This window comes from Oleidesulfovibrio alaskensis DSM 16109, from assembly GCF_000482745.1.
In the GTDB taxonomy this organism is placed as follows: Bacteria; Desulfobacterota; Desulfovibrionia; order Desulfovibrionales; family Desulfovibrionaceae; genus Oleidesulfovibrio; species Oleidesulfovibrio alaskensis.
Genome location: NZ_AXWQ01000026.1, coordinates 1 through 2,271, shown reverse-complemented (window position 1 = coordinate 2,271; position 2,271 = coordinate 1). Strand labels below are relative to the sequence as shown.

The following is a 2,271-nucleotide window of genomic DNA, read 5'->3' as shown; positions in this document are numbered from 1 at the left end:
TTGCTGAAGAAAAGTCATCCTGCAGTGAACCAGCGTTCCGAGGCCATGCGCCATGCTCAAAGCCTGCTTGCCGAGTTCGGGCTTTCTCCTGCTGCTGTTTCCAAGGTTACAGCCTTGAACAATAGCGAGAGTAACAATCCCTTTGCCGCTTTTGTCGGGGGTGGGCGCTGATGGCTGCGCGTACCGAACGATTTCCACATGTTAACCGGGGCATGAAGTACGCCCGTGATGTTGTTGCGGGGCGTATTGCCGTGTGCCGGTATGTGCAGCTTGCCTGCCGGCGGCACCTTGATGATCTGGAGAAATCCAGAGACAGAAGTTACCCGTACCGGTTTGACAAGGCCGCTGGCGAGCGGGTTTGTTTTTTCATCAGCCATCTTGTGCATACCAAGGGGGAATGGTCAGGCCGCAGGATTGATCTGGAGCCATGGCAATGCTTCATTCTGACCGTCGTTTTCGGCTGGCTGCGTAAAAAAGACGGTCTGCGCCGTTTCCGTGAAGTGTATCAGGAAGTGCCCCGTAAAAATGGCAAGTCCATCATTACCGGCGGTGTCTCGTTGTATCTGGCCTTTGCTGACGGTGAGGCAGAAGCGGAAGTATACTGCGGTGCTACCTCTAAAGATCAGGCCAACGCGGTTTTCCGTCCGGTAAAGATGATGGCGGAGCGTTCGCCGGGTTTGAAAAGCACGCTGGGGCTGACCGTCATGGCTGCCAGCGTTTCGCGCCTGTCTGACGGCAGCCGTATAGAGCCGGTCATCAGCAAGCCCGGTGACGGTGCAAGCCCGCACGGGGCGATGCATGACGAATACCACGAGCACGCCACATCTGACCAGTTTGACACCATGAAAACGGGTATGGGGGCACGCCGCCAGCCTGTGCAGTGGACGATTACCACGGCGGGTTTCAACATCGGCGGTCCCTGCTATGTGTACCGGCAGCGTGCTGTCGAGGTGCTGCAGGGCACAATCAGCAATGATGAGATGTTCGCCATTATCTACACCATAGACGAGGGTGACGACTGGACGAGTTTTTCCAGCTGGATCAAGGCCAATCCCAACTATGGAGTTTCTGTTTATCCTGAATTTTTACGGGCGATGCACCGTGATGCCATGCAGGATCTTTCCAAGCAGGGAGCGCTGAAAACAAAGCATCTGAATTTATGGTGTCAGGCAAAGGCCGCTTGGATGGACATGGAAGCATGGAAGGCATGCGCTGACCCTGCCTTGAGCCGGGAACAGTTCAAAGGCCGTACATGTTTTGTGGGTATTGACCTTGCCAGCAAGACAGACATTGCCGGTCTTGTCTTTCTGTTTCCGCCTGAAGGTGAAGACACCCGATACACCGTTTTCGGGGACTGGTTTCTGCCGCGGGAAACAGTCGATCTGTATTTCAATGAGCATTATCAGACATGGGAAATGCAGGAGCACCTGCATGTAACGGACGGCGCAATCATCGATTATGATGAGATTGAAGAAGTCCTGCTTGATGCTGCCCGCATTTTTGACATTTGTGAGGTGGCATACGACCCGTACAACGCCACACAGTTCACCACCCGCATGATGAAGGCGGGCATGAACATGGTCGAGTTTCCGCAGACCGTGGCCAACATGTCTGAGCCAATGAAGGAGCTGAAGGCCAAGGTGCTTGCCGGGCAGTTCCGGCACAGCGGTTGTCCCGTGATGACGTGGATGATGGGCAATGTGGTGGCGAAGGAAGATGCCAAAGACAATATTTATCCGCGTAAGGAAGCCCAGAGGAACAAAATAGACGGACCTGTTGCAGCCATTGTGGCCATGGCTCGTGCCATGGCCGGTAAGCCGGAAGATAACACCGTCACACAAGGGTTTGTGGTGCTGTGATGTTCTGGTTTGGCAAGAAAAGGCAGCTCAGCAGGCAGGTTGAGCAATTGCAGGCTCAGGTTGAAACCTTGCGGAATGAAGCCCGGGCTTTTCCGGTAGCGGGTGGCTCTTCGTGGAATGATTTTGTGTATGGCGGGGTATCGGGAGGAGTGCGGCACACGGCCATGAGCATTTCTGCCGTGTTTGCCTGTGTACGGCTGATTGCCGGAGCAGTGGCCAGTGCGCCTTGCCGTGTGTACTGGCGCGGGCCTGATGAACAGCGCCGCAATGCTTCTTCGCACCCTTTGGCGGGGCTGCTGCGCATCACCCCCAACGAGTATTGCAATACCTGCAGGCCGGTATGAAGTGCGTGTGCGCCGCACCACCAATAAAAGCAACGACGGGCAGGTGCTTGACCGTGTTGTATGGGCGA

General features: G+C 55.4%; 3 protein-coding genes. All 3 read left to right on the top strand.

What is annotated here, in order from left to right; all coding sequences use genetic code 11:
* A complete protein-coding gene (locus tag H586_RS21225; protein WP_081701844.1) occupies window positions 1-171 on the top strand; it encodes a P27 family phage terminase small subunit in 171 nt (56 codons plus the stop codon).
* Window positions 172-212: 41 nt separating this feature from the next.
* Complete coding sequence (locus tag H586_RS0111845; protein WP_234702963.1) at window positions 213-1,859, top strand: terminase large subunit; 1,647 nt, start codon at window positions 213-215, stop codon at window positions 1,857-1,859.
* A gap of 164 nt (window positions 1,860-2,023) precedes the next feature.
* Window positions 2,024-2,203: a phage portal protein gene (locus H586_RS20830; RefSeq protein ID WP_162147974.1), complete on the top strand. Its 180-nt coding sequence runs from the start codon at window positions 2,024-2,026 to the stop codon at window positions 2,201-2,203.
* Window positions 2,204-2,271: the final 68 nt, after the last annotated feature.